This is a genomic window from Acidovorax sp. HMWF029 (assembly GCF_003060895.1).
Classification (GTDB): domain Bacteria; phylum Pseudomonadota; class Gammaproteobacteria; order Burkholderiales; family Burkholderiaceae_C; genus Acidovorax.
Window position 1 is genome coordinate 1 of the sequence record NZ_QAIH01000138.1, and the last position, 22,506, is coordinate 22,506.

Annotated in this window: 19 protein-coding genes, 2 tRNA genes and 1 pseudogene; 14 read left to right on the forward strand and 8 right to left on the reverse strand. The window is 62.0% G+C overall.

What is annotated here, in order from left to right:
* Window positions 1-158 (forward strand): annotated as a pseudogene (locus DBR12_RS09355) (ribonuclease); the annotation flags it as partial.
* A gap of 53 nt (window positions 159-211) precedes the next feature.
* On the opposite strand, the gene DBR12_RS09360 reads toward DBR12_RS09355, so the two are convergent.
* Entirely contained in the window at window positions 212-1,168 is a 957-nt protein-coding gene (locus tag DBR12_RS09360; protein ID WP_108616994.1) for a DMT family transporter, read from the reverse strand.
* Window positions 1,169-1,204: 36 nt separating this feature from the next.
* Here DBR12_RS09360 and DBR12_RS09365 point away from each other — a divergent pair, with 36 nt between their 5' ends.
* The 12 genes from DBR12_RS09365 (at window position 1,205) to DBR12_RS09420 (ending at window position 12,052) form a co-directional block, all read left to right on the forward strand.
* Complete coding sequence (locus DBR12_RS09365; protein WP_108617023.1) at window positions 1,205-1,624, forward strand: gamma-glutamylcyclotransferase; 420 nt, start codon at window positions 1,205-1,207, stop codon at window positions 1,622-1,624.
* Window positions 1,625-1,877: 253 nt separating this feature from the next.
* The gene (aceA, locus tag DBR12_RS09370) at window positions 1,878-3,209 is read left to right on the forward strand and encodes an isocitrate lyase (protein ID WP_108616995.1); all 1,332 of its coding nucleotides are present in this window, start codon (window positions 1,878-1,880) and stop codon (window positions 3,207-3,209) included.
* 317 nt (window positions 3,210-3,526) lie between these two features.
* Window positions 3,527-5,446 carry a threonine--tRNA ligase gene (gene thrS / locus DBR12_RS09375; protein WP_108616996.1) on the forward strand — a complete coding sequence of 640 codons (1,920 nt, stop codon included), beginning with the start codon at window positions 3,527-3,529 and terminating at the stop codon, window positions 5,444-5,446.
* Window positions 5,447-5,527: 81 nt separating this feature from the next.
* A complete protein-coding gene (gene infC / locus DBR12_RS09380) occupies window positions 5,528-6,133 on the forward strand; it encodes a translation initiation factor IF-3 (RefSeq protein ID WP_108616997.1) in 606 nt (201 codons plus the stop codon).
* Window positions 6,134-6,314: 181 nt separating this feature from the next.
* Window positions 6,315-6,518, forward strand: coding sequence for a 50S ribosomal protein L35 (gene rpmI, locus DBR12_RS09385; protein WP_055402683.1), 204 nt, complete (start codon window positions 6,315-6,317; stop codon window positions 6,516-6,518).
* Between the two features lie 25 nt (window positions 6,519-6,543).
* Window positions 6,544-6,903: a 50S ribosomal protein L20 gene (rplT, locus tag DBR12_RS09390; protein WP_005795139.1), complete on the forward strand. Its 360-nt coding sequence runs from the start codon at window positions 6,544-6,546 to the stop codon at window positions 6,901-6,903.
* A gap of 101 nt (window positions 6,904-7,004) precedes the next feature.
* Window positions 7,005-8,057, forward strand: coding sequence for a phenylalanine--tRNA ligase subunit alpha (gene pheS, locus DBR12_RS09395; protein ID WP_108616998.1), 1,053 nt, complete (start codon window positions 7,005-7,007; stop codon window positions 8,055-8,057).
* A gap of 75 nt (window positions 8,058-8,132) precedes the next feature.
* A complete protein-coding gene (gene pheT / locus DBR12_RS09400; protein WP_108616999.1) occupies window positions 8,133-10,580 on the forward strand; it encodes a phenylalanine--tRNA ligase subunit beta in 2,448 nt (815 codons plus the stop codon).
* Window positions 10,581-10,618: 38 nt separating this feature from the next.
* Window positions 10,619-10,945: an integration host factor subunit alpha gene (locus DBR12_RS09405; protein WP_108617000.1), complete on the forward strand. Its 327-nt coding sequence runs from the start codon at window positions 10,619-10,621 to the stop codon at window positions 10,943-10,945.
* Window positions 10,946-11,042: 97 nt separating this feature from the next.
* Window positions 11,043-11,477: a MerR family transcriptional regulator gene (locus tag DBR12_RS09410; protein WP_108617001.1), complete on the forward strand. Its 435-nt coding sequence runs from the start codon at window positions 11,043-11,045 to the stop codon at window positions 11,475-11,477.
* 30 nt (window positions 11,478-11,507) lie between these two features.
* Window positions 11,508-11,584, forward strand: a tRNA-Pro gene (locus tag DBR12_RS09415).
* Between the two features lie 162 nt (window positions 11,585-11,746).
* On the forward strand, window positions 11,747-12,052 hold the full coding sequence (locus DBR12_RS09420; RefSeq protein WP_108617002.1) for a single-stranded DNA-binding protein: 306 nt from the start codon (window positions 11,747-11,749) through the stop codon (window positions 12,050-12,052).
* Window positions 12,053-13,031: 979 nt separating this feature from the next.
* Here DBR12_RS09420 and DBR12_RS09430 read toward each other — a convergent pair.
* From DBR12_RS09430 to DBR12_RS09455, 6 genes are all read right to left on the reverse strand, one after another.
* Window positions 13,032-13,107: transfer RNA gene (locus DBR12_RS09430), tRNA-Thr, on the reverse strand.
* Between the two features lie 11 nt (window positions 13,108-13,118).
* The gene (locus tag DBR12_RS09435; RefSeq protein ID WP_108617004.1) at window positions 13,119-14,126 is read right to left on the reverse strand and encodes a class 1 fructose-bisphosphatase; all 1,008 of its coding nucleotides are present in this window, start codon (window positions 14,124-14,126) and stop codon (window positions 13,119-13,121) included.
* A 21-nt stretch (window positions 14,127-14,147) separates the two neighbouring features.
* Complete coding sequence (pepN, locus tag DBR12_RS09440) at window positions 14,148-16,904, reverse strand: aminopeptidase N (protein WP_108617005.1); 2,757 nt, start codon at window positions 16,902-16,904, stop codon at window positions 14,148-14,150.
* Complete coding sequence (locus DBR12_RS09445; RefSeq protein WP_108617006.1) at window positions 16,888-17,562, reverse strand: HAD family phosphatase; 675 nt, start codon at window positions 17,560-17,562, stop codon at window positions 16,888-16,890. The genes pepN and DBR12_RS09445 overlap by 17 nt, the downstream gene beginning before the upstream one ends.
* 9 nt (window positions 17,563-17,571) lie before the next feature.
* A protein-coding gene (prfB, locus tag DBR12_RS09450) for a peptide chain release factor 2 (RefSeq protein ID WP_108617007.1) occupies window positions 17,572-18,676 on the reverse strand; the annotation gives its coding sequence in 2 pieces (ribosomal slippage) (window positions 17,572-18,594 and window positions 18,596-18,676; 1,104 coding nt in all).
* A 202-nt stretch (window positions 18,677-18,878) separates the two neighbouring features.
* Window positions 18,879-19,787: an alpha/beta fold hydrolase gene (locus tag DBR12_RS09455; protein ID WP_108617008.1), complete on the reverse strand. Its 909-nt coding sequence runs from the start codon at window positions 19,785-19,787 to the stop codon at window positions 18,879-18,881.
* A gap of 154 nt (window positions 19,788-19,941) precedes the next feature.
* On the opposite strand from DBR12_RS09455, the gene DBR12_RS09460 reads away from it, so the two are divergent.
* The gene (locus DBR12_RS09460) at window positions 19,942-21,003 is read left to right on the forward strand and encodes an aldo/keto reductase (protein WP_108617024.1); all 1,062 of its coding nucleotides are present in this window, start codon (window positions 19,942-19,944) and stop codon (window positions 21,001-21,003) included.
* Window positions 21,004-21,067: 64 nt separating this feature from the next.
* Here the strand turns inward: DBR12_RS09460 and DBR12_RS09465 are convergent, their stop codons facing one another.
* Window positions 21,068-22,483 (reverse strand): M20 family metallopeptidase, encoded by a 1,416-nt coding sequence (locus tag DBR12_RS09465; protein ID WP_108617009.1) that lies wholly within the window; start codon window positions 22,481-22,483, stop codon window positions 21,068-21,070.
* Between the last annotated feature and the right edge of the window lie 23 nt (window positions 22,484-22,506).

Here is a 22,506-nt window from a genome sequence, read left to right on the forward strand (position 1 = left end):
TCCGGGCTCTGGCGCTGATACCGCTGCCCACCGAGCGCCGGGACGAAGGCCAGCGCGATGTGGCGGTGCTGATCCAGGGAGTGTGTGTGCGGCCGGGTGACTGGCTTTATGCCGATGCCGACGGCATCGTGGTCAGCGCGCAGGCACTCACGGCTTGAAAAAAGGGCCTGATGGCCCGGTCACTGCCAAATCCGGCCCCCGCCGGGGCGGTTCAGCGGGGGCGGTCACCCTGTCCCACACGCAGTGAAACGCGTGAGGGCAGAGTGGCCATCAGCACACTGGCCAGCGCGATCGCAAACGCGAGCAGTTGCATGTCTGTGAGCGACTCGCCCAGCACCAGCACGCCCACCAGCGCAGCACTGACCGGCAACAGCACCGAGAACACACCACCCTGTGCGGCGGGAACGACCTTGAGTCCTGTCATCCATAGCCACACGGTCCACATGCAGGCTGCCATGGCATAAAACAGCAGCAAGGCCCAGGTGCCCCAGCCGACGGCGCCGAAGTCGAAGCCCAGTGCCAAGTACAGCCCGAACGGCGTGGTCAGCACAAAGCCCCACAGGTTGATCAGGGCGGTGATGCGTTTGGGCCCCAGGCTACCCGTGAGCTTCTTTCCGATCACTGTGTAGGCCGCCTCGCAGACCACGGCCCCCACCAGCAGCAATTGCCCCAGCCAAGCCAGATTTTGAGTATTTTTGGCTGCCACCGCCTGACCAACATGGGTTGAGTGCTCTGATTTTGATAGTGAAAAAAGCGCAATGCCTGCTACGGCGCAGACGACAGCCAACCAGGTGCGTGGCGCTACCCGCTCGCGCAGGAAAGCCCAGCCCATCAGCGCGACTGCAGCCGGAATGGCAGCCAAGGTCACCCCGGCCGACACCGCATCGGTCAGGCTCACGCCGTAGATCATGCAGATAGTGAACAGGAAGTTGCCCAGGAACGACTCCAGGAACAGTAACCGTTTGGTCTGCGCGGTCAGTGGGGGCTCATCCGCCGGTTTCTTGAGCCAGTGCAGCATGGCCATGCCGCCGATGCCAAAACGCATCCAGGCCAGCAGGAACACCGGCAACACGGCCGCCAGTGGCTTGGACAGGGCTACGTAGCTGCCCACCAGCGCCATGCTGAGGGCCAGGCACAGATAGGCGAAGGGGCGGTTGGGCGTGTTCACTAGACTGGGGCGCTGTTCAAAAAAAGAGTGCGCATCATGCCCGACGAATCCGTGCCCGCCCGGCCACCCCGCTGCGTTTTTGTCTACGGCACGCTGCGTCGTACCGGCAGCAATGACATCACGCGGCTCACGCCCGCGCCCCGTTATGTAGGGCCCGCGCAAGTGGCCGGGTTGCTTTACCACCTGGGGGCCTACCCGGGCATGTTGCTGGGAGGTGACCGGTGCGTGGTGGGCGAGGTCTATGCCATCACGCCCGCGCTGGAGGCGGTGCTTGACGGTATCGAGGGCGTGCGGGGCGAACCTGGCGACGAGTACGTCCGGCGGGAGGTGGTCGTGCAGGTGGCGGGGCGATCGCTGGAGTGTCTGGTGTACGAGATCAACCCGCAGCATGTGCTGGCAGCCCCGGAGATCCCGCACGGCGACTGGCTCCGCGCAGTGGCTGGTGAAAGCGATTGAAATTCCCGTAATGTGAAAGCAATTTTTCTTGATGCGGAATGCGATAGATGTTGCATTGCCGCAATTTTTCTCGATATGAGAAATCAATTTCTGTATTGAGAAATACCATGGTTAAGTTGTTGTTTTAAAAGGAGAAAATTTATCTCTTCTATAAGACATAAGAGCTTGCGCAAGTCTTATAGAAGACTTAAAGTTGTCTTCAAGGGCGGCACACAGCAGCCCGGCGTTTTCAACCAACCCCTGGAGTGATCTCATGCCCCAATCCCTCAACGAACAACTGAGCCGCGAACAGCAAATTGCCGCCCTGGAAAAAGACTGGGCGACCAACCCCCGCTGGAAGGGTGTGAAGCGCGGTTACTCCGCTGCCGACGTGGTGCGTCTGCGTGGCTCGCTGCCCATTGAGCACACTCTGGCCAAGCGCGGTGCTGAAAAGCTGTGGGACAAGATCAACGGCGGTGCCAAGAAGGGCTACGTGAATGCCTTCGGCGCCATCTCTGCTGGTCAAGCCATGCAGCAAGCCAAGGCAGGCCTCGAAGCCGTGTACCTGTCGGGCTGGCAAGTGGCTGCTGACGGCAACACGTCGGAAACCATGTACCCCGACCAGTCGCTGTACGCGTATGACTCGGTGCCCACCATGGTCCGCCGCATCAACAACACCTTCAAGCGCGCCGACGAAATCCAGTGGGGCCGTGGCATCAACCCTGGCGACAAGGAGTTCATCGACTACTTCCTGCCCATCGTGGCTGACGCTGAAGCTGGTTTCGGCGGCGTGCTGAACGCCTTCGAACTGATGAAGAACATGATTCAAAGCGGCGCCGCTGGCGTTCACTTCGAAGACCAGCTGGCTGCCGTGAAGAAGTGCGGTCACATGGGCGGCAAGGTGCTGGTGCCTACGCAAGAAGCCTGCGAAAAGCTGATCTCTGCACGTTTTGCTGCTGACGTGATGGGCGTGTCCACCATCGTGCTGGCCCGCACCGACGCAGAAGCCGCCAACCTGATCACGTCCGACCACGATGCCAACGACAAGCCTTTCCTGACCGGCGAGCGTACGCAAGAAGGCTTCTACCGCGTCAAGAACGGCCTGGAGCAAGCCATCAGCCGTGGCGTGGCCTACGCCCCCTACGCCGACCTGGTGTGGTGCGAAACCGGCGTGCCAGACATCGGCTTCGCCCGTGAATTTGCACAAGCCGTGCATGCCGCTTGCCCCGGCAAGCTGCTGTCGTACAACTGCTCGCCTTCGTTCAACTGGAAGAAGAACCTCAACGACAAGCAGATCGCTTCCTTCCAGGACGACCTGTCGGCTCTGGGTTACAAGTACCAGTTCATCACGCTGGCCGGCATCCACATCAACTGGTTCAACACTTTCCAGTTCGCCCATGCATACGCTCGCGGCGAAGGCATGAAGCACTACACCGAAATGGTTCAAGAGCCAGAATTCGCAGCACGCGAAAAGGGCTACACCTTCGTGTCGCACCAGCAGGAAGTGGGCGCAGGCTACTTCGACGACGTGACCACGGTGATCCAGGGCGGCTCGTCCAGCGTGAAGGCCCTGACGGGTTCGACCGAAGAAGAGCAGTTCCACTGATCTGAGGGGTTGATGCGCCGCTTGGGTGTGGCGCAAAATGCACCGGATGAAGGCCCGAAGCACCTGCTTCGGGCTTTTTTGTTGGCGGCAAGGTTAAAATGCCAGCAAATTCACTGCACAAGAGCGAGAAAGGCAATCTGGTTATGACACCGCGAACTACATCGGAGACGTTGACCGGCCGTTAAGGTTGGCTGTTCGCGCCTGCACGAGATTGCACACACCTCCAAAAAGCGCGGACCTGTTCCGCGCTTTTTTGTTTTCTGGGCCTGGCGCGTGCCCGCACCCATTGCACTGATTGAAAAGAAAGAGTTACTCCCATGATTCACATCACGCTTCCTGATGGCTCGCAGCGCGAATTCCCGGGCCCTGTCACGGTGGCCGAAGTGGCGGCCTCTATCGGCACCGGTCTGGCCAAGGCGGCCCTGGCCGGCAAGATTGACGGCAAAGTGGTGGACACCAGCTACCAGATCACGGCCGACAGCCCGCTGTCCATCATCACAGCGAAGGACGCCGATGGCCTGGAGGTCATTCGCCATTCCACAGCCCACTTGCTGGCCTATGCTGTCAAGGAACTGTTTCCTGAAGCCCAGGTGACCATCGGCCCGGTGATCGAAAACGGCTTCTTCTACGACTTCTCGTACAAGCGCCCCTTCACGCCCGAGGACTTGGTTGCCATCGAAAAGCGCATGACCGAGCTGGCCGCCAAGGACGAGCCTGTAGTGCGCCGCGTGTTGCCGCGCGACGAGGCTGTGGCCTATTTCAATGGCCTGGGCGAGCACTACAAGGCCGAGATCATCGCCAGCATCCCCAGCAATGAGGATGTGAGTCTGTACCGCGAAGGCAACTTCGAGGATCTGTGCCGTGGCCCGCATGTGCCCAGCACGGGCAAGCTCAAGTTCTTCAAGCTCATGAAGGTGGCGGGCGCCTATTGGCGCGGCGATCACCGCAACGAAATGTTGCAGCGCATCTATGGGACGGCGTGGTCCACGAAAGATGAGCTTCAGCAGTACCTCACGATGCTGGAGGAGGCTGAAAAGCGCGACCACCGCAAGCTCGGCCGTGAACTCGACCTGTTTCATATGGACGAGCACTCGCCCGGCACCGTTTTCTGGCACCCCAAGGGCTGGGCGTTGTGGCAAGAGGTGGAGCAGTACATGCGCCGCGTGTACCGCAACAACGGCTACCAGGAAGTCAAGGGTCCGCAGATCCTGGACAAGAGCCTGTGGGAGAAAACGGGCCACTGGGACAAGTACCGCGACAACATGTTCACGACCGAATCGGAAAAGCGCGAGTACGCGCTCAAGCCGATGAACTGCCCTGGCCACATCCTCATCTACAAGCAGGGGATCAAGAGCTACCGCGACCTGCCATTGCGGTACGGCGAGTTCGGTGCCTGCCACCGCAATGAGCCCACGGGCGGCCTGCACGGCATCATGCGCGTGCGCGGCTTCACGCAGGATGACGGCCACATCTTCTGCACCGAAGAGCAAGTGCAGGAGGAGTGCGCCAACTACACGGCATTGGTGCAGAAGGTCTACAAGGACTTCGGATTCACGGACATCATCTACAAGGTGGCCACGCGCCCTGAGGCGCGCATTGGCACTGAAGAGGCTTGGGATCGTGCCGAAAAGGCGCTGATGGATGGCCTGCGCTATTCGGGCTGTGAATTCGAGATCGCTGAAGGCGAGGGGGCCTTCTATGGTCCCAAGATCGAATACACGCTGAAAGACGCGCTGGGTCGCCAGTGGCAGTGCGGCACGATGCAGATCGACCCCAATCTGCCTGAGCGGCTGGATGCCGAGTACGTAGCTGAAGATGGCAGTCGAAAGCGCCCGCTAATGCTGCACCGTGCAACCGTTGGCAGCATGGAGCGGTTCATCGGCATGCTGATTGAGCACTACGCCGGCGCGTTCCCTGTCTGGCTCGCTCCCGTGCAGGTTGCGGTGCTCAACATTACGGATGCCCAAGCTGATTACTGTCGCGAAATTGCCGAAAAATTGCAAAAAGCGCTGCCGAATCAAGACCTTAGGGTTGCGGTCGATCTGCGCAACGAGAAGATTACGTATAAAATACGTGAGCATTCGTTGCAAAAGCTGCCGTACATCCTTGTCGCGGGCGACAAGGAGAAGGCTGCAGGAGCCGTCGCAGTGCGCGGCCGGGGCAATCGTGACCTCGGCGTGATGTCCGTTGAAGCGTTCGCTGAGCTGATCGCCCAAGACATCGCCACCAAAGCCTGATTCTTGCATGAAAAAGTGCTTTGGCGCCTGCCAGTTGTGCGGTTGTTGCTACAAAAATTGTAGTGTTTTGATTCAAGGAAGATAGCCATCGCTACTGAATTTCGTGATCGTCGCCACCGTGAAGAGCGCAAGCACCGCCTGAACCGTGAAATCATGGCCCCGGAAGTGCGTCTCTCCGGCCCTGATAACGAGCCTTTGGGTGTTGTCAGCCTGATGGAAGCCCTGCGCATGGCTGGCGAGCTGGATGTGGATTTGGTGGAAATTGCTGCCACTGCAAATCCACCGGTGTGCCGCCTCATGGACTACGGCAAGTTCAAGTACCAAGAGCAAAAGCGTGCGGCGGAAGCCAAAGCCAAGCAGACGGTCATTGAGATCAAGGAAGTCAAGTTCCGCCCCGGGACGGACGATGGCGACTACAACATCAAGATGCGCAACATCCGCCGTTTTCTGGCGGATGGCGACAAGTGCAAGATCACGCTGCGCTTCCGTGGCCGCGAGATCACGCACCAGGAATTGGGCCTTGCACTGCTCAACCGCATTCGCGACGAGCTGGCAGACACCATCATCATCGAGCAGTTTCCGAAGCTGGAAGGCCGCCAGATGATCATGATGATTGCACCAGGCCGCAAGAAGCCTGCTGCCAAGCCTGCTGCAGAAGCTGCTCCGGCGCCGGGTGCGGCTGCCTGAATGGTGGTGGGTTGACTGTCAAGATTTGAGCGCTGCGCTTGAATGGGCGTGGTGCTTGAAGGTGGTGCGCAAGCACTGCCAAACGAGAGGCGAAAGTCTTTCGAAAAAGTGGCTCGGGGCCAACAAGTTTGCAGATCGGTTTGCAAACGCCTCACGAGCACAATGAAAAAGGAGCATTCACATGCCCAAAATGAAGACCAAGAGCAGCGCGAAAAAACGTTTCCGCGTTCGTCCCGGTGGCACCGTCAAGCGCGGTCAAGCCTTCAAGCGTCACATCTTGACCAAGAAGACCACCAAGAACAAGCGCCATCTGCGTGGTGCAGTTGCTGTGCATGAGACCAACATGGGCTCGATCGCACAAATGCTGCCAAGCGCTGGCCTTTAATAACTGACGAACAAGGAGTACATACATGCCTCGCGTCAAACGTGGTGTAACGGCCCGTGCCCGTCACAAGAAAGTTCTCGCCCTTGCCAAGGGCTTCCGTGGTCGCCGCGGTAACGTTTTCCGTATCGCCAAACAGGCGGTAATGAAGGCTGGGCAATATGCCTACCGTGACCGCCGCACCAAGAAGCGCGTGTTCCGCCAGTTGTGGATCGCCCGTATCAACGCCGCTGCCCGTGAGCTGGGTCTGACCTACAGCCAGTTCGCCAACGGCCTGAAGAAGGCATCCATCGAGATCGACCGCAAGATGCTGGCCGACCTCGCAGTGCACGACAAGGCTGCCTTTGGCAGCATCGTGGAGCAAGTCAAGGCCAAGCTGGCTGCTTGAGTTCACGATGAGCGGCTATCGTTCTGATAGCTGCTTGCGCAATAACAGCAAGGGCTAGGGCTTGAAAAGGCACTAGCCCTTGTTCATTTTCAAGAGTCGATATGAACGAGTTGGATTCCCTGGTTGAAAGCGCGACGCAACTGTTTGCCCAAAGCGCCACTCCCGCAGATCTGGAAAACGCCAAGGCGCAGTTTCTTGGCAAGTCGGGCCGTGTGACGGAGCTCATGAAGGGCATGGCGCAGCTTTCCGTCGAGGAAAAAAAATCTCGTGGTGCCGCCATCAACGTGGCCAAGCAGGCCATTGAAGCCGCGCTGACGGCACGCCGCCAGGCGCTGGCCGACGCAGAGCTGCAGGTCCAGCTCAAGGCCGAAGCGTTGGATGTGAGCCTGCCGGGCCGCCAGTGCGGGCAGGGCGGCTTGCACCCGGTGTCGCTTACGCTTGAGCGCATCGAGGGTATCTTTGGCTCCATGGGTTTTGATGTGGCCCAAGGCCCCGAGATCGAAACCGACTGGTTCAACTTCACCGCACTGAACACGCCGGAAGACCACCCCGCGCGTTCCATGCACGACACCTTCTACGTGGAAGGTGGCACCCCCGAGGCGCCCAACCTGCTGCGCACCCACACCAGCCCCATGCAGATCCGCCACGCGGTGCAGCATGTGAAGAAGCACCGCGCGCTGCTCGACGCCGGCCAGCCCATGCCCGAGATCCGCGTGATCGCGCCGGGCCGCACCTACCGCGTGGACAGCGACGCCACGCACTCGCCCATGTTCCACCAGTGCGAAGGCCTGTGGATCGGCGAGAACGTGAGCTTCAAGGACTTGAAGGTCATATTCACGGCGTTTTGCCGCACCTTCTTCGAGAGCGACGACCTGGTGCTGCGGTTCCGCCCGAGCTTTTTCCCCTTCACGGAGCCCAGCGCCGAGATTGACATCCAGTTCCAGACCGGTCCGCTGGCGGGGCGCTGGCTGGAGGTGGCTGGCTCCGGTCAGGTGCACCCCAACGTGGTGCGCAACATGGGGTTGGACCCTGAAAAATACATCGGCTTTGCCTTTGGCATGGGCCCCGACCGCCTGACGATGCTGCGCTATGGCGTGAACGACCTGCGTCTGTTCTTTGACGGCGACATCCGTTTCCTCTCGCAGTTTCAGTAACACCAGCCGATTTCGTTCGCTGCGTGGCGGGCCTGCTGGCCTCACGCGGCACCTTCCGAACAAGAGTGTCCGACTATGCAATTTCCTGAATCCTGGTTGCGCGAGTTCTGCAACCCCCCTTTGACGACGGCTGAGTTGGCCGAAACGCTGACCATGGCTGGCCTGGAGGTGGAAGAGCTGCGCCCGGTGGCGCCCCCTTTCACCAAGATCGTGGTGGGCGAGATCAAGGAGGCCGTCCAGCACCCTGACGCCGACCGCTTGCGCGTGTGCCAGGTGGATGTGGGGCAGGGCGCCCTGCTCAACATCGTCTGCGGTGCGCCCAATGCGCGCGTGGGTATCAAGGTGCCTTGCGCCCTGGTGGGTGCCGAGTTGCCAACCGGTGATGATGGCAAGCCCTTTCTCATCAAGGTCGGCAAGCTGCGTGGCGTGGAAAGCCAGGGCATGCTGTGCTCGGCGCGCGAACTCAAACTGTCGGAAGACCATGGCGGTCTGCTGGAGCTGGATGCCTCCGCGACCGTGGGCCAGGACATCCGCGAGCACCTGAACCTGGACGACACGCTGTTCACCCTCAAGCTCACGCCCAATCTGGCGCATTGCTTGAGCGTTTACGGTATTGCGCGCGAAGTGTCGGCACTCACCGGTGTGCCGCTGCAGCAGCCGTCGTTCCCCGCAGTGGCTGCAAAGCTGTCCGACAAGCTGGCCGTGAGGGTGAGCGCCCCTGACCTGTGCGGCCGCTTCTCCGGTCGCATCGTGCGCAACGTGAACACGCGGGCTGCCACGCCCCAGTGGATGCTCGACCGCTTGGCGCGTTGTGGCCAGCGCGGCGTGTCGCCCCTGGTGGATATCTCCAACTATGTGATGTTCGAGCTGGGTCGTCCCTCGCATATTTTTGACCTGGACAAGATCCACGGTGGTCTGGATGTGCGTTGGGGTAAGGCTGGCGAGCAGCTCAAGCTGCTCAATGGAAACACGATCACGGTGGACGACAAAGTGGGTGTCATCGCAGATGACCACCAGGTGGAATCGCTGGCTGGCATCATGGGTGGCGATGCCACGGCGGTGTCTGACGACACGAAGCACATCTACATCGAGGCCGCTTTCTGGTGGCCCAAGGCGGTGGCAGGCCGTTCCCGTCGTTTCAACTTCTCGACCGATGCAGGCCATCGCTTTGAGCGCGGTGTGGACCCGAGTCTGACGGTGGAGCACATCGAGCGCATTACCCAGCTGGTCATCGACATCTGTGGCACGCCCGAAACAGTGTGCGGCCCCATGGACGACCAGTCGCTGAACCTGCCGGTGCCGCAGCCCGTCACGTTGCGGGTGGCGCGCGCAGCCAAGGTCATCGGCATGCCCTTGACCCAGGCGCAATGCGCTGACGTTTTGGTGCGCCTGGGCCTGTCGGTGGTGCAGGGCGACGGCACGCTCACCGTCACGCCGCCTGCGTATCGCTTTGACATCACCATCGAAGAAGACCTGATCGAAGAAGTGGCGCGCATGGTGGGCTACAACAACCTGCCCACAACGCCGCCGCTGGCGCCTATCACGCCCAAGTTGCCAGCTGAGGCCACGCGTAGCCCGTTTGCGGTGCGTCGGTCGCTGGCTGGACTGGGCTACCAGGAGACCATCAATTTCAGCTTTGTGGAAGAGCGTTGGGAGCACGAGCTGGCCGCGAACGCGCAGCCCATCAAGCTGCTCAACCCGATCGCCAGCCAAATGAGCGTGATGCGCTCGACCCTGCTGGGTTCGCTGTTGCAGGTGTTGAAATTCAACCTGGACCGCAAGGCGCAGCGGGTGCGCGTGTTCGAACTGGGCCGCGTGTTCCTGCGTGATGCCGCTGTGCGCAACACCGACACCACCGTGGAAGGGTTCGACCAGCCCATGCGGGTGTCGGGATTGGCATATGGCCAGAACGATGCCCTGCAGTGGGGGCGTGAAAAGCAGGCCATCGATTTCTTCGATGTGAAGGGGGATGTGGAGGCTTTGCTGGCCCCCTTGCAGGCGAGCTTCGAGCCTGCGACCCATCCTGCCATGCACCCCGGGCGCTGCGCTCGGGTGCTGGTTGATGGTCGCGCCATCGGTTTCGTGGGCGAGCTGCATCCGCAGTGGCGCCAGTCCTGGGACTTGCCCTTGGCGCCTGTGATGTTCGAGCTAGAGCTCGACGCGGTGCTGCAGCGTGTGGTGCCGCAGTTCAAGTCGGTAGCCAAGCATCAGGCTGTTGAGCGTGACATCGCTGTGGTCGTCGCTGAGCGCGTGACGCACGCCGAGATCGTGTCGGTCATTCAGCAGGCGGCGCCTGGTGGTTTGCTGCGCTCTGCAGTTCTGTTCGACGTGTACCGTCCCAAGTCGCTGCGTGCTGGCGAAGAGGCTCCGGCCGGCGCTCTGGCGCAAGGCGAGAAGAGCCTGGCCGTCCGTCTGACCCTGGCCCGCGACGAGGCCACGCTGACCGAAGCCGAGATCGAGGGCGCTGTGCAGGCCATCGTCGATCAACTGGTGCAGCGCACCGGTGCGCGACTGCGTGTTTGATGACAATGATGACATTGACCGAGAGAGGGAGTGACACCATGATCGAGTTCGCCGTCGAAAGCCTGGAGACCCCGGCATTGACCAAGGCACAGCTGGCCGATCTCCTGTTCGATCAGATTGGTTTGAACAAGCGTGAGTCCAAAGACATGATCGATGCGTTCTTCGACCTGATTGCGCAGAGCCTGGTCGAGGGCAAGGACGTCAAGCTTTCGGGCTTTGGCAACTTTCAGATCCGCACCAAGGCACCTCGCCCGGGGCGCAATCCGCGTACCGGAGAGGCTATTCCCATCAAGGCACGCCGGGTGGTGACTTTCCATGCCAGCAGCAAGCTCAAGGAGCAGATTCAGACCGCGGCTGCAGTGTGAGCTTGTACCGTTTTTGTTCTCAAGAAGAGATTGGTAGCTGGCAGTCTTGGCGCGTCTGCAGTACGCTTATCAGCTTTCCGGTTTGAACCCGCATTCCATGGGCACCACCCTTCCTTCCATTCCTGCCAAGCGATACTTCACGATTGGTGAGGTTGCGGAGTTGTGCGGCGTCAAGCCCCATGTGCTGCGGTACTGGGAGCAGGAGTTCACACAGCTGCGCCCCATGAAGCGGCGTGGCAATCGGCGCTACTACCAGCACCACGAGGTGCTCATGATCCGCCGTATCCGGGATCTGCTGTATGACCAGGGCTTCACCATCAGCGGGGCCCGCAATCGCCTTCAGGAGCTGACCCACCCGGCGCGTGAAGAGACTGCGGTGGGCGGTGCGATGGAGCCGCTGGATAGCGAGTCGCCGAGCATGCTGATTGACAGCGCTGCCGATCTGTCGATCCCTTCGGGAGGCTTTGCATTGGACTCCAATGCCGTGCGCAAAGAGTTATTTGAGATTCGTGCGCTACTTTCTCTGAGCTGATGTTTTTTGTGTATATAATCTAAGTCTTGTCGGCGTGTAGCGCAGCCTGGTAGCGCACTTGCATGGGGTGCAAGGGGTCGCGAGTTCGAATCCCGCCACGCCGACCATTGATAGCAAAAGCCCAGAACCAAAAGGTTCTGGGCTTTTTTGCTTTTGCGCCTCAGCACCGACTTTGCGCAGGCTATTGGATCGCAGTCCTTTTCATTGGCGCTGTGGCTAAAGCAGCGGCAGCGGAACAAAGAAACGCCCGCAGAGGGCTAAGGATCCTCATGATCGATGGACTGGTGGCCGGAAGGCTGTATGGCGAGACCGAGCAGCGCACGGACAAGGCGGGCAAGACCTTCATCTTGGCCAAGGTGCGTGCCAGCACTGCCGATGGGGAACTGCTGTTTGTCAATGTGATCGCGTTTGATGCAGCGGTCTGTACCGCAATGCACGCAATGCAAGACGGCGACTCCGTGGCGCTGTCGGGCAGCCTTTCTCCGCGTTTGTGGACCGACAAGCAGGGCAACGCTCGGCCCGCGCTGGATATGGTGGCGCACCGCGTGATCACGCTGCCTGGGATCGGCGGCTGAGTGGCCTGTGCGGGCAAAGGTGTCAACGCCCGCGTGACGAGGGCGCCACACGGTGCTTTCTGATGCCCACTTTGCCCTGGCTGGCGGATGGCCGCTCACCCGGATTCAGGTGGCGTGGCGTCGTGTGTTGATCGTGCTGCGGTGACGCTCGCGCAGCCGCCATCGCAGAGGTGGCATCTGAATTACGATTTTTGAGGGGCGGATTTCCTTGGCGCAAACCCTAGTGCTTCAAGTTCATCGTCGCTTAGGTGCAACTCTGTCAGTTCGGGTTGTCGTGCTTCGACATTGCGCCGCTGTTCAAAGTTGGTCGGGGGGCCTGCTTCCGTCTCTCTTCGGTCCTTGCCGTTGCGCCGGTCTGTGACAGCTCTGCGTTCAGCGTTCATGGTCGTGATCTGTTGTTGGAGGTGGGTATAGGGTGCTTTGCACTAACGCGGGCCTGCGAGGAAGGGTGAAGTGCTTTGTTTGAGCGCAGTCTGCCCGAGTTGATGCTATTTGCAAATCAGAAAGAGACCATCTGCAATGCGCTGCACCGGATACCGAACTTCAGCAGGTTTCCCATGTTTGAGGTGCCTGGCGCGTTGAATCGATGCATCTCCACTCCGAAAGATGAGAAAACGCCCAGGTGGGTGGCGCCAGTTTGTGGTCTGGAAGGGCGTGCGGATTTTTTTGCCCAAGGGTGAGGCACCGACATGAGTATGGCCGAAGCCCCATTTTGGGAGAACCACAGCCTTCTGCTGACGCGGTGGTCGGAAGTACGGCGTCGGCTAGGGCTCGGGAATGTGAGCCATGCTGGTGGGCGCTTGTCTGCTTGGTCGTGGCGGCTGCGATCAGGTCATGCTTTCGCGATAAGAATCGTCAGGACATCTGGCGCTTATGACTTGGGCGGGTCGGAAAAATGGATCAAGGAGTCTGTAAACAGTCTGTAAAACGCCCTAAAAAACAAAAAGCCCCTGACTCTAGCGAATCAGGGGCTTTCATTTGGTGCCGGAGAGATGAATCGAACACCCGACCTTCTCATTACGAATGAGCTGCTCTACCGACTGAGCTACACCGGCTTAGCCTCAGATTATAGCGTGGAATGGTAGCTGGTCACCCGTTCGACCTCATTTTTTGAGCCGAGTATCACGCTGACGCGCTCATGGAGCTGGTTGGGCTGGATGTCCAGGATGCGTTGCTTGCCATTGGTGGCTGCGCCTCCGGCCTGTTCGACCAGCCAGCCCATGGGGTTGGCTTCGTACATCAGGCGCAGCTTGCCAGGCTTGTTGGGCTCGCGTTTGTCCCAGGGGTACATGAAGACGCCGCCCCGGGTCAGGATGCGGTGCACGTCGGCCACCATGCTGGCAATCCAGCGCATGTTGAAGTCCTTGCCGCGCGGACCTTCCTTGCCTTGCAGGCATTCGTCGATGTAGCGCTTCACGGGTTCGTCCCAGTGACGCATGTTGCTCATGTTGATCGCGAATTCCTTGGTGTCCTCTGGAATGCGGATGTTTTCTTCGGTCAGCACGAAGGAGCCCTGTTCGCGGTCCAGCGTGAACATGGCCACGCCGTCACCCACGGTGAGCACCAGGGTGGTTTGTGGGCCGTAGATGCAGTAGCCGGCGGCCACTTGCTGCGTGCCAGGCTGCAGGAAGTCGCCTTCCTCCACGCCCCGGTCGCCATCGGGCTTTTTCAACACGCTGAAGATGGTGCCGATGCTCACGTTCACATCGATGTTGCTGGAGCCATCGAGGGGGTCGAACAGCAGCAGGTATTCGCCTTGCGGATAGCGGTTGGGCACCAGGTAGATGCCGTCCATTTCTTCGGACGCCATGGCGGCCAGGTGGCCGCCCCATTCGTTGGCTTCGATCAGCACCTCGTTGGCGATGATGTCGAGCTTTTTCTGGATTTCTCCCTGCACGTTTTCGCTGCTGGCCGTGCCCAGCACGCCGCCCAGCGCACCTTTGTTCACGGCGTGGCTGATGCTTTTGCAGGCGCGAGCCACCACTTCGAGCAGCAGGCGCAGTTGCGAGGGGATGAGGCCGTCCACCCGTTGCTGTTCAACGAGGTAGCGGGTCAGGCTGATGCTTTTTGCCATGGGTCTCTGCTTTCAGAAGGATTAGTCGGCCAGTGCGCGGGTGACGACCTCGCGCACGTCGTTGGACAGTTCAGGCTTGGCGGCAACGCGGGCAATGGCTTCGCGGGCGGCGCTGCGCCAGGGGTCTGCCAGCTTCTTCCAGCGGTCGAGTGCACGTGCCAGGCGGGCTGCGACCTGCGGGTTGATGGCATCCAGCTCGATCACGCGGTCGCTCCAGAACACGTAGCCCGCTGCATCTGCACGGTGGAAAGCGCCTGGGTTGGCGCTGCAATAGCTGAAGATCACGCTGCGTGCGCGGTTGGGGTTCTTCAAGCTGAAGTCCGGGTGTTGCATGAGTTGGCGCACGGCGGGCAGCACGTTTCCGCCACGGTCTGGGCTACCAGCCTGCAGCGCAAACCACTTGTCGATGACCAGGGGCTCGTCCTTGAACAGGGCGTGAAAGCGCGCGAGGGCGGGTGCCGCGAGTTCGCTGCCGCTGGCAACCAGGGCGGTGAGTGCGTTGAACCGGTCCGTCATGTTGCCCGCCACCTTGAAGCGCTGATAGGCCTTGCCCGGCCAGATGGCATCACCGGTGCGCTGGGCGGCAATGCACAGCATGTGCAGCGCCAGGCCGCTGAGTGCACGGCGGCCACAGGAGACGGGGTCGGGGCGGTAGCCGCCGGTGTCCTGGTTCTGTTCCCAGGCCCATTCCCAGTCGGCCTGCAGCGAGACGGCCAGTTGCTCGCGCATGGCTTCGCGCACGGCGTGGATGCGCTGGGGGTCCACCACGTCCTGCTGCTCGGCGATGTAGGTTTCAGACGGCAGGGTGAGCACCAGTTCCTTGAACGCCGCATCCAGCGAGGGGTTGCGCAGCACGGCACGCATGGCTTCTACAAACTCTGCGGGCAAGATTTGATGCTCAAATCGGCCGTTTCCGCCTGTCTGTAAAGCGCTGTTTGCTATCGAATTGGTAGCGATTCGCAGCGCCAGGCGCTGGCCCGCTTCCCAGCGATTGAAGGCGTCGGTGTCGTGTGCGAGCAGGGCCAGCAATTGCGCGTCGGTGTAGTCGATGTCCAGCACCACCGGGGCACTGAAACCGCGCAGCAGCGAAGGGACGGGCTCTGCATCCACGTTGGTGAAGGTCAGTGTCTGCGATGCCTCGGTGAGCACGACCACGCGTGATGTGTTGCCCGACGACTCTTCGCCCGACACATGAAGGGGCAGAGCAGCGCCTGTGCGGGCGTCGATCAGGCCCAGGTCCACCGGGATGACAAAGGGCAGCTTCTCGCTCTGGCCGGGCGTGGGGGCGCAGCTTTGCGACAGCGTGAGGGCGTAGCAGCGCGTGGCGGCGTCGTAGCGGCCCGTGGCGCGCACGCGGGGCGTGCCCGCTTGGCTGTACCAGCGCTTGAACTGGGCCAGGTGCTGCGTGAGCGGGCTTGCAGGATTGGCATCTGCGATGGCCTGCACGAAATCGTCGCAGGTCACGGCCTGGCCGTCGTGGCGTTCGAAGTACAGCTTCATGCCTTTGGCGAAGCCGTCCCGGCCCACCAGGTTGTGCTGCATGCGCACGACCTCTGCACCCTTTTCGTAGATGGTGACGGTGTAGAAGTTGTTGATCTCGACGTAGCTGTCGGGCCGCACCGGGTGGGCCATGGGCCCCGCATCTTCAGGGAATTGGGCGGTGCGCAGCACACGCACGTCTTCGATGCGCTTGACGGCGCGGGCCGAGGGGCTGCTGGCCAGGTCCATGCTGAACTCTTGGTCGCGGAAGACGGTGAGGCCTTCCTTCAGGCTCAGTTGGAACCAGTCGCGGCAGGTCACACGGTTGCCTGTCCAGTTGTGGAAGTACTCGTGGCCCACCACGCTCTCGATGTTGGCGAAGTCGGTGTCGGTGGCTGTGGATTCGCTCGCCAGAACGTACTTCGTGTTGAAGATGTTCAGGCCCTTGTTCTCCATCGCGCCCATGTTGAAGTCGCTGGTCGCGACGATCATGAAGCGCTCCAGGTCCAGCGGCAGGCCGAAGCGGGCTTCGTCCCAGGCCACGCTGTACATCAGCGAGTTCATCGCGTGTTCGGTCTTGCCCAGGTCGCCAGGGCGCACATACACCTGCAGCAGGTGATTGGTGCCCGAGCGACTCTTGATGTGCTGCTCTCGCGCCACCAGCTTGCCCGCCACCAGTGCGAACAGGTAGCAGGGCTTCTTGTGCGGGTCCACCCACTTGGCGAAATGCCGGGCGCCATGGGGGCCGTCTTCCAGGTCGCCGCTGTCCATCAGGTTGCCGTTGGAGAGTAGCACCGGGTACTGGGCCTTGTCGGCGCGCAGCGTGACGGTGTAGCTGGCCATCACATCAGGGCGGTCCAGGAAGTAGGTGATGCGGCGAAAGCCCTCGGCCTCGCACTGCGTGAAGAATGTGCCCTGGCTCACATACAGGCCCATGAGCTGCGTGTTCTTGGCCGGGCAGCAGGTGGTGAATATCTCCAGCGCGAAGGGCTCGCTGCCCTCGGGCAGGTTCTCCAGCACCAGCCGGGCGCCTTCCATCTTGAACGAGGTGCCCTGGCCGTTGACCAGCACGCGAGCCAGGTTCAGCTCATCGCCGTCCAACTTGAGCGGCTCCGCTGCCACGTCGGGGTTGCGGCGCAAGGTCATGCGGTTGAGCACGCGGGTCTTGTTCGGGTCCAGGTCGAAGGTGAGTTCGACGCTATCGATCCAGTAGGCGGGGGCGGTGTAGTCCTCGCGGCGGATGGCGATGGTCTGGCCTGCTCCGTCTCCACTTCCGTCTGCGCTATGCAGTTGCAACATGGATGCTCTCCAGAAAGTCGGTGTTCATGAGTTCGGTGTAGTCGCGCACGGCCGCCAGCACATGCGGCCCGGCCAGTTGCTCGGGCGTATGGGTGCTGCAGATGGCCACGGCGCGCATGCCGGCGCGGCGGGCGGCCTCGATGCCAAAAGGCGCGTCTTCAAAGACGATGCAGTGTTCGGGCGCTGCCGCGATGCGGCGTGCGGCCTCCAGAAAGATGGCGGGCTGCGGCTTGCCGGGCAGGCCTTCGTCGCCGCGCACGATGGCTTGCGGAGCAGGTGTGAGCCCCAAGTGGCCCAGGGCGAACTCCACGTTGCCTCTGTCGCCTGCCGTGCCCACCGCCACCTTCAGCCCGCGCCCGCGCACCTGGGCTGCAAACTGGCGAAAGCCCGCCACCTCAGTGAAGCGGGGGGCAAATAGCTCGCGGTAGATGGTTTCCTTCTCGTGGGTTAGTGCGTCGGCCTCGTCCTGCGACACGGGGCGGCCCAGCAGCTCCACGATGCATTCGGTGCCGTTCTTGCCCGTGGTGCGGGCCATGAGGTCGGGCACGTCAATGTCCATGCCCCGGCGGCGTGCAAACTCGACCCACGCCTGGGCGTGCCAGGGCATGGAGTCGATCATGGTGCCATCCATGTCGAAGATGACGGCGTCGGTGCGCATCCGCATCGCTCAGACGCCTTGCTTCAACGAAGCTTCGATGAAGGCATCGAGGTCGCCATCCAGCACCTTCTGTGTGGCAGAGATTTCAACGTTGGTGCGCAGGTCCTTGATGCGGCTGTTGTCCAGCACGTAGCTGCGGATCTGGTGGCCCCAGCCCACGTCGGTCTTGGTGTCTTCCAGCTTCTGCTGCTCTTCCATGCGCTTGCGCATTTCGAAGTCGTACAGGCGGCTGCGCAGGCGCTGCCAGGCCACGTCGCGGTTGCTGTGCTGGCTGCGGCCGTCCTGGCACTGCACCACGATGCCCGTGGGGATGTGCGTGAGGCGCACGGCCGAGTCGGTCTTGTTGATGTGCTGGCCGCCCGCGCCCGATGCGCGGAAGGTGTCGGTGCGCACGTCGGCGGGGTTGATGTTGATCTCGATGGAGTCGTCGATTTCAGGGTAGACGAACAGCGACGCGAACGAGGTGTGGCGGCCGCCCGAGCTGTCGAACGGGCTCTTGCGCACCAGGCGGTGCACGCCGGTTTCTGTGCGCAGCAGGCCGAAGGCGTATTCGCCCTCGATCTTGATCGTGGCGCTCTTGATGCCCGCCACGTCGCCCGGAGTTTCGTCTTCGACCGTGGCCTTGAAGCCCTTGCGTTCGGCGTATTTGAGGTACTGGCGCAGCAGCATGCTGGCCCAGTCGCAGGCCTCGGTGCCACCTGCGCCTGCCTGGATGTCCACAAAGCAGTTCAGCGGGTCGGCCTCGTTGCGGAACATGCGGCGGAACTCCAGCTCTTCCACCGCCGCGCGCATCGTGGCGGCTTCCGATTCGATGGTCAAAAGGCCGGCTTCGTCGTCTTCCTCTTTGCTCATCTCATACAGCTCGGCGTTGTCGGCCAGATCGCGGGTGAGTTTGTCCAGCGTGACCACCACGCTGGAGAGCGATTTTTGTTCCTTGCCCAGCTCCTGGGCCTTCTTCGGATCGTTCCAGACCGAAGGGTCTTCCAGCGATGCGTTTACGGTGCGCAGGCGTTCGAATTTGGCATCGAAGTCAAAGATACCTCCGTAACTCTGCCGTGCGCAGAGCCAGGTCGCTGAGGGTGGTGCCGATGAGGTTGATGCGTTCTGCGTCCATGGTTCTTGTCCTGCGTGTTCTGTTGAATAACCCGCGATTTTCTCATGGGACAAGCAAAGTGCTCCGCCAAAGCCCTGCGATGGGCGTTGCTGCGCAAAGGCCCGGGCCCGCCGGGCCGATTTGAATGCGTTGATAAATCAAAAATGATAGCTAAAAAAGCTTATCCATCGCGCGGTGGGGCCTGTTTTTGTTTGAATTTTTGCTAGGCCTGCTCCAGAAACTCCTCGATCAGGCGGGCCACCTGCGCAGGCTGGTCGTGGTGCAGCATGTGCGCGGCGTCGTGCACCACGGCCGTGCGGCAGTTGCGCACATGGGTCAGGCGCTGGTGGTATTCGTCCAGCGTGTAGCGGCCCTTCCACCACTGGCCCAGGCTGTCGTCGCTGGCCTCCACGGACAGCACGGGGGCGGTGATGCTCTTGTACAGCTCCATCGCTTCGTCCAGCCGGTAGAGCTGGGCGCTGGTGATCTTGTGGGCCGGGTCGCCCAGAATTTCCCACTGGCCTTGTGCGTTGGGTCGTGCCCAGTGTCCCGCCAGCCATTGGGCCTTGTCCTCGGACAGGCGCGGGTTGGTCTTCATCAGCCTGTGTGCCACGCCGTCCTGGCTGTCGTAGCTCTTGAGGGCCATGTCGCCGGTGTGCAGTTGTTTGATTTCGTCGATCCACTGCCTGTAGCGTTTGGGCGCCTGGTCGGGCCGCGTGGCGGGCATGCCAAAACCTTCCAGGTTCACCAGGCGGCGGATGCGCTCGGGCCGCACACCCGCATACATCATGGCGACGTTGCCGCCCATGCTGTGGCCTACCAGGTCGATGGTTTCGCCGGGGGCGTAGTGGTCCAGCAGCAGGTCCAGGTCGGCCAGGTAGTCGGCAAACACATAGTGGTCCACCGGTGCGCCGGTGGTCAGGCCAAAGCCGCGCCAGTCGGGGGCGATGATGCGGCGCTCATGCTGCAGCGCATCCACCGTGAACTGGTACGAGGCGCCTACATCCATCCAGCCGTGCAGCAGCACCAGCGTGGGCAGCGGGCTGGTGTCGGGGCCCCAGTGGCGGACGTGGTAGCTCAGGTGGCGCATGGGCAGCGTGCTGCTGCGCGAGGGTTTGAGAACTTGGTACATGTTCTGCAAATGGTAAGGCGATGGTATGCCCCCGCCTGTGCCGCGCTGTCACCAAGGAGTCCGGCGCCCGGCACGCTTTGGCGTTCGCTTGTACCATCGCCAGCCACGGCCGCCGCAGGCCCTGTTTATCCCGATCATCTGGAGCTTTCACCGCATGAACACAGTCCGCTTGGGTCAGAGTGACCTGCTTGTCACCCCCATTTGCCTGGGCACCATGACCTTTGGCGAGCAGGTCAATGAAGCCGAGTCCCACGCCATCCTGAGCCAGTCGCTCGCGCGCGGCGTGAACTTCATCGACACGGCCGAGATGTACTCGGTGCCCGCCAAGGCCGAAACCTTTGGCGCCACCGAAACCATCATCGGCAACTGGTTTGCCAAGAACCCCGGCGCGCGCCAGAAGCTGGTGGTGGCGACCAAGGTGGCAGGCCCATCGCGCGGCATGCCCTGGGTGCGCGAGGGCAAGGGCATGACCCCGACCGACATCGTCGCGTCGTGCGAGGCCAGCCTGCGCCGCCTGCAGACCGATGTGATCGACCTCTACCAGATCCACTGGCCCGAGCGCCATGTGCCCGCCTTCGGCAACCTGTATTACGACCCTGCCAAGGAAACGTCGCAAACCCCCATCCGCGAGCAGTTGGAAGCGCTGGCCGGGCTGGTGAAGGCGGGCAAGGTGCGCGCCATCGGCCTGTCGAACGAAACCCCTTACGGCGTGCACGAATTTGTACGCCTGGCCGAGCAGCATGGCCTGCCGCGCGTGGCCACGGTGCAGAACCCGTATTGCCTGATCAACCGCACCTGGGAAAACGGCATGGACGAAACCTGCCACCGCCTCAACGTGTCGCTGCTGGCCTATTCGCCCCTGGGCTTTGGCCTGCTGACGGGCAAGTACGACGAGAGCGGCACCACCGGCCCGAGCGCCCCCCAAGGCGCGCGCATTGCCACCTATGAGTCGGTGCGCAAGCAGCGCTGGGGTCGCCCCGAGGCGCTGGCTGCCTCGCGCCGTTACAACGCGCTGGCCCGCGCCAACGGCATGACCCCCACGCAGATGGCGCTGGCGTTCTGCTACACCAAGTGGCAGGTGGCCAGCACCATCATCGGCGTGACGTCGGTGGCGCAGCTGGAGGAAGATCTGAATGCCTGGGGCACCACGCTGTCGCCCGAAGTGCTGAAGGACATTGATGCGATCCGCTGGGAGCTGCGCGACCCCGCTCTTTGAGCGGCGGCGGCAAAAACAAAAGGGGCTGAAAAGCCCCTTTTTGCTGGGTACAACCAAGGGTTTTTCAAGCCGCAACGGCGACGCGGCCTTCTCGCCACGGCGTGCCTTGCGGTTCCCCTAGATCCCAGAACAGACCGGCCATCACCGCCAGCCCTTCGCGCGCCACGGGCGCCAGCAAATGCTCGTTGGGCGCATGCTGGGCACAGGCGGGGTATGAGTGCGGCACCCACAGCGTGGGCAGGCCCAACTGGTCGGCAAAAATGTCGTTGGGCAGCGAGCCAGCCAGGTTGGGCAGCAGCGTGGCAGGTTGGCCCGCGCTGGCCTCTAGCGAGGCCATCGCCCAGTCCACCCAGGGGTTGTGCAGATCGAGCCGTGTGGCACCGCAGTGCATGCCCATGGTGATCTCGACCTGGCCGAAGCCATGTGCGTCCAGGTGCTCGCGCAGCGTGGCTTGCACGTTTTGCCAATCGGTGCCCACCACAAAGCGCAGCTGGCAATGCGCCACAGCCTGAGAGGGGATTGCGTTGATGGGCCGTTGCGCGTTGCCCGCGCCCAGCGCCAGCACCTCCAGCGTGTTCCAGCCCACCAGCTGTTCGGCTGGTGTCAGGCCAGGCTCGCCCCAGCCGGGCGTGAGCGCCGGGGCATCGGAATCGGCGCCGATCACCACGTCTTTGAGCGCCGTGCGCAGCTTGTCGGGCACCGCAGGCGGCAGCAGGCCTTTGACCAGGATGCGGCCCTTAGCGTCCACCAGCGTGGCCAATGCGTGTGTGAGTACCGTGGCTGGGTTGGCCAGCACGCCGCCCCAATTGCCGGAGTGGTAGGCCTTGTCGCGGCTGTGCACGGTGAGCGCAAAGTTGATAGCCCCGCGTGAACCCAGGAAGAGGGTGGGGTGGCCTGCGTTCACGCGGGGGCCGTCGCTGGCGACGAACAGGTCGGCCTTGAGCGCACCGCGGTGCTGCTCGCAGAATGCGCCCAGGCCCGGCGAACCCGCCTCTTCACCCATCTCCATGAGCAGCGTCACGTTGTAGCCCAGGCGACCACCCCGGGCCTCGATGGTGTGGGCGAGTGCGGCCAGGCTTACGGTGTGCTGGCCCTTGTTGTCGGCGGTGCCCCGGCCGTACCAGCGCTCGCCTTCGATGGTCAGCGCCCAGGGCGAGAGGCCCTCGCGCCATTGCGCGTCCTGCCCGTTGACCACATCGCCATGGCCGTAGGTGAGCACGGTGGGCAGGGCAGAGTCTTCCACGCGGCGTGCCACCAAAAAGGGGCCGCCTTGTGGCGAGGGATTGTCGAGCACCTGGCACTCGAAACCCAGGGGCTTGAGCCAGGGCACCATTTCGTCGGTGAGGTAGGCGCGCAGTTCGGGCGGCACCTTGCCGGTGTCGCTTTCGGTGCGCCAAGCCACGCGGCGGCGCAGGTCGGTGGCAAATTGGCCGTTGTCGAAGTAGCGTTGGACGTCTTGAATCAATTGTTGTCGGTTCATCTGCGGGTCCTTGTCGTGTATTC